Origin of the sequence: Roseiarcus sp., assembly GCF_052145395.1 — a bacterium.
Taxonomy (GTDB): Bacteria; Pseudomonadota; Alphaproteobacteria; order Rhizobiales; family Beijerinckiaceae; genus Roseiarcus.
This window is the reverse complement of record NZ_JBKQOT010000192.1, coordinates 1-4,097: the sequence shown is the minus strand read 5'-3', so window position 1 is coordinate 4,097 and position 4,097 is coordinate 1. Positions and strand designations below refer to the sequence as shown.

Sequence of the window (4,097 nt, the reverse complement as noted above, 5' to 3'; positions counted from 1 at the left end):
GTCCTCGATGCGGACGCTGTTTCCCGGCGCGGCCGAGAAGGCGGCGGAGGCGACGTATTTCAGCGGCGGCACGCGCTGCGTCAGCGCGTTGACCGAGACGACGACAACGCGCGGCCGCTCGATCGCCCCGCGCGTGCGGGCGAGGCGCGCCAGAACCGTCATGCGCTCGGCGGAGACGGCGGCGTTGGGCGAGACGCGGTCGTAGGGCTGGCAGTCCCACGAGGGCAGATAGAGCGCCTCGACCTCGGGCGCCGCGAAACCGAGCGCGTCGATGAACGCCTGCGCCCGCAGGCCATCGCGCGCGACGAACACGAGCGCCGCCGCCCGCTTCTCCGCGGACGCCGCGAGGGCGCGCGCGAGTTCCGCCACGACGAAGGCGTCGTAGCCCTCGGGGGCGCGGCACAGCGTGACGGCGCCGCCTTCGGCAAGGCGGCGAAGGGCTGGCGAGAGGTCCATCAGTTCGCTGCGGTCGCTGACCTCGGTCACTTGGCTTCGTTCGCCCTTTTCAGCGCGTCGCGCGGGGCGGCGCGAAGCCGTGCAAACAGCGGCGTGTCGCGCTCGGGCGGCGTCGGCGCCTCACCGGTGATCCACGACAGCACCTCGGGGTCGGGCGCCTCCATCAGCCGCTCGAACTCGTCGAGTTCGGCCGCGCTCATCGCAGGCAGGTTCGCGTCCGCGAAGTTGCCCATGACAAGGTCCATCTCGCGCATGCCGCGGCGCCAGGCGCGAAACAGAATCTTGCGCCGGCGCTCATCGAGCGCGGCGCTGCTCAACATCGAGCCAGACATGGAAAACCCTTCTGAATTCGGACGCCTGCGCCGTCCGAGCAATGCCGTCCTGGCCGGACTTGTTCCGGCCCTTAGACGCTCGCGTGCGAGCGCGGCTTATAATCTTGGAGAGCGGCAGTGTCAGCCCTTACGAGCGGCGCTCACTCTGCCGCAGCTCCAGCGGCGGAGGAGATTGGCCGCGGGCGGCCGATGGCCAGCGCGAGCGCCGCCGCGATTCTGCAGGCGACGCCTGCGACATAGGGCGCCGTCATGTAGGTCATGAGCTCGGTGCGGAGGAGCTTGGCGCCGAAGGCCGCCCTTCTGCGCCCTCGCGCCGCTGGCGCGTCCGCCGGGCCGCGCGTTCTTCCCGTTGGTAACAAAGCTTCTTCCGGTAAACCTTCGACCTCCGGTGGCTTAAACCGGAGGCCGAGTTCGTCGGCTCATATTTAGCGCATCATGCTGCGCCCGCCGCCGCCTTCAGGCGGAACCCAGAGCCTTGTGGACCTCTTCTTCGGAGGTGAATGGGATTTCCTTGACGCGGACGACTTCTCTCTTGTTGGAGCCGATGACGACAACCTCCGGGTGGAAGCTCCCGTGAAACGTATCGGAGACGGTGTAAGGCGTGGTGGCCGGCGGCTCGGCGAGCGGGCCCGTCCATCCCGTCACGTCGAAGGCCAAGCCGCCGACCCAATGCGGATCACGAACGATCTTGAAGCCGGAACTGAATTTGCGGGCGTGGCCCTTGACCGTGATGCGGAAAAATCCGGGCGACCCCACGCCGGTCCATACGTATGTCGCCTCGGCGCTATCGAAAGGCTCTGGTCCATAGAATGGCATAACTGTTTCCTCTCTGTGATTGCTGGCGCGAGAGGCCTTTGGCTCTCGCCCGAGCTGCGGGGCCCAGGGTAAGAGATCGGCGACGACGGCGTCCGTGACGAGAGTCACACAACTCTTTGCGTGCAGAACGTCATGCGATCCCTATCGCTCTGGGCCTGCTCGTCCCGCGTCAGATTGGCAGAGTTCAAGCGGCATACGCCGGTTGCGCGCGCGGGCGGCCGATGGTCAGCGCGAGCGCGGCCGCGATCACGCAGGCGACGCCTGCGACATAGAGCGCCGGCAGGTAGGTCATGAGCTCGGTGCGGAAGGCGCCGGCGCCGAAAGCCGCCGTCGCCGCGCCGAGCTGGTGGGCGGTGAAGATCCAGCCGAAGGTGAGGTTCGACTTCTCCGCGCCGAAGCGCTGGACGGTCGGCGGCACGGTCGCGACCCAGTCGAGACCATAGAACACGGCGAAGGCCGAGAGACCGACCACCGAGAAGTCGGTGAAAGGCAAGGCGATCAGCGACAGGCCGCGCAGCCCGTAGTAGACGAACAGAAGCCAGCGGTTGTCATAGCGGTCGCTGAGCCAGCCCGACAAAATGGTGCCGACGAAGTCGAAGGCGCCGATCGCCGCCAGCGCCCCGGCCGCCGCGACCGGCGCGACGCCGTAGTCGCCGCAGAGCGCAATCCAGTGGGTCTGGATGAGGCCGTTGGTCGAGAGGCCGCAAACGAAGAACGTGGCGAACAGCACCCAGAAGGTGCGGCTCGCCCGCGCCTCGTAGAGCGCGCGCAGGGGAGACGCGAGCATGGCGCCAAAGGCGTGGCTCTCGGCCGGCGGCGGTTCGAGCGCGCGCGCCGAACGGCGCAAGCCCGACGTCGTAGGGGCGGTCGCGCAGCAAGAGCAGCGCGACGAAGCAGGCGAGGAGCAGCATGACGACGACGAAGACGAGCGCGGCTCTCCAGCCGAAATCCTCGGTGAGCTTGGCCAGCAGCGGCAAAAAGACGAGCTGGCCGGTGGCGGTGCTGGCGGTCAGCATGCCGACGACGAGGCCGCGCCGGTGGTGGAACCAGCGCGCAGCGACCGTCGCGCCGAGCACGAGCGCCACCATCCCGGTGCCTAGGCCGATCAGGACGCCCCACAGCGCAACGAGTTGCCGGATCTGCGTCATGGCGAGCGAAGCGAGAACGCCGGAAGTCACCATGGCGATCGCGGCGACGACCACAGCCCGGACGCCGAAGCGGTTGATGAGGGCCGCCGCGAAGGGCGCAATCAGGCCGTAGAGAGCAAGGCGGATCGCGAAGGCCGAGGAAATGTCCGCCGCGCTCCAGCCGAACTCCTTTTCCAGCGGACCGATGAAGACGCCCGCCGCGCCCATCGCGCCGGCGTTCGCCAGCATGACCAGAAACGTCGCTCCCGCGACCACCCAGCCGTAATGGATTCCGCGCGCGCTTAAGCTCGCGGCGAGGCGGTTCGACAGCGAGAGGGCCGCCGGCCGGGCGGAGGCGCCGGGAACGGCGGCCCCATGCGGCACGATAATGGACTCCGTCATGGCGTTCTCCGTTCGGCGGGCGTCGCTCTTAAGCGGTCGGTCAAAGGCTCTGGGCGAGGACGCGGAGCGTCTCGGCGCGCTCGGCGCCGATCGCAGCCTCGATGCGGCGCTGGGCTTCGTCCCAGAGCGGCCGGGCGCGGCGCAGCCTCTCGCGGCCGGCCTCGGTCAGCGCGACCGCGGTCTCGCGCTGGTCCTCGGCGGTCGTCTCGGTCACAAGCCCCATCCGCTCCAGCACCCGGACGTTGCGCCCGACCGTCGAACGGTCGAGCTCGGCGAGCCGGGCGAGCTCGGTCAGCGATACGGCGCCCGCGCGCCGGATCCGCCGCATGAGACTATATTGCGCGACGCCGATCCCGGCCGGGGTCAGCGCCTCGTCGTAAAGCGCCGTCGTCTTGCGGGAGGCGGCGCGAAGGGCGGCGCAGTAGCAGGTCGTTTGCATGTGTGGGTATATACCCGTAAATTCCGCGGGGCGCAACGCTTGGTTTGCGCGAAGGTCACATCGCTTAAGAGGCCGAAGTCACGGCGACGAAGCTATGCGCTTGCGCGCCGTTCGCTTAGGATCGGTGTTCTTCGGGAAGGGCTGAAGCGCTATTTCGTCCCCTTTCGCCAGTCCCTCCTCGCCTGCGCCTCGCTCTCGAAAATATGCGGCGCGAGGCCGCGCTTTTTCAGCGAATCGCCGAGCTTCATTCTGAGAAATCCGCTCGTGGTGTAGCGCGAAATTCCGGAATAGCGGCGGTCGGCGAGCTGGCGCACCATCGCCGAATACGCGTCGAACAGCTCCGGCAGGATGGTGAAATTGTCGTAGTTAGCGATGACGTAGACGCGCTCGCTCACCGATGCGAGCTTCGTCTCGACGATCTTCTCCATCGTCTCGATGTCGGCCCGGTTATGCAGCGCGAAGCTCTCGAGATTGATAAAGAGGACGTTCTGCAGCGGATCAAAGGTGAAGCGGCGCTCGAGCGGG

3 protein-coding genes and 3 pseudogenes are annotated in these 4,097 nt (G+C 67.8%); all 6 read right to left on the bottom strand.

The window, feature by feature from the left end:
• A pseudogene (locus tag ACLP25_RS06690) lies at window positions 1–486 on the bottom strand (transcription-repair coupling factor); the annotation flags it as partial.
• Window positions 483–788 (bottom strand): succinate dehydrogenase assembly factor 2, encoded by a 306-nt coding sequence (locus ACLP25_RS06685; protein WP_442468440.1) that lies wholly within the window; start codon window positions 786–788, stop codon window positions 483–485. The gene ACLP25_RS06685 and the pseudogene ACLP25_RS06690, both read right to left, overlap by 4 nt.
• Before the next feature lie 456 nt (window positions 789–1,244).
• Window positions 1,245–1,604, bottom strand: a complete 360-nt coding sequence (locus tag ACLP25_RS06680) for a hypothetical protein (RefSeq protein ID WP_442468439.1) — start codon at window positions 1,602–1,604, stop codon at window positions 1,245–1,247.
• Between the two features lie 184 nt (window positions 1,605–1,788).
• Window positions 1,789–2,959 (bottom strand): annotated as a pseudogene (locus ACLP25_RS06675) (MFS transporter).
• A gap of 214 nt (window positions 2,960–3,173) precedes the next feature.
• Entirely contained in the window at window positions 3,174–3,572 is a 399-nt protein-coding gene (locus ACLP25_RS06670; RefSeq protein ID WP_442468438.1) for a MarR family winged helix-turn-helix transcriptional regulator, read from the bottom strand.
• A gap of 149 nt (window positions 3,573–3,721) precedes the next feature.
• A pseudogene (locus ACLP25_RS06665) lies at window positions 3,722–4,097 on the bottom strand (acyl CoA:acetate/3-ketoacid CoA transferase); the annotation flags it as partial.

What these genes read in the sequence shown, in the direction of transcription:
- ACLP25_RS06685 (WP_442468440.1), bottom strand. Translation starts at nt 788, where the DNA reads ATGTCTGGCTCGATGTTGAGCAGCGCCGCGCTCGATGAGCGCCGGCGC.
- ACLP25_RS06680 (WP_442468439.1), bottom strand. Translation starts at nt 1,604, where the DNA reads ATGCCATTCTATGGACCAGAGCCTTTCGATAGCGCCGAGGCGACATAC.
- ACLP25_RS06670 (WP_442468438.1), bottom strand. Translation starts at nt 3,572, where the DNA reads ATGCAAACGACCTGCTACTGCGCCGCCCTTCGCGCCGCCTCCCGCAAG.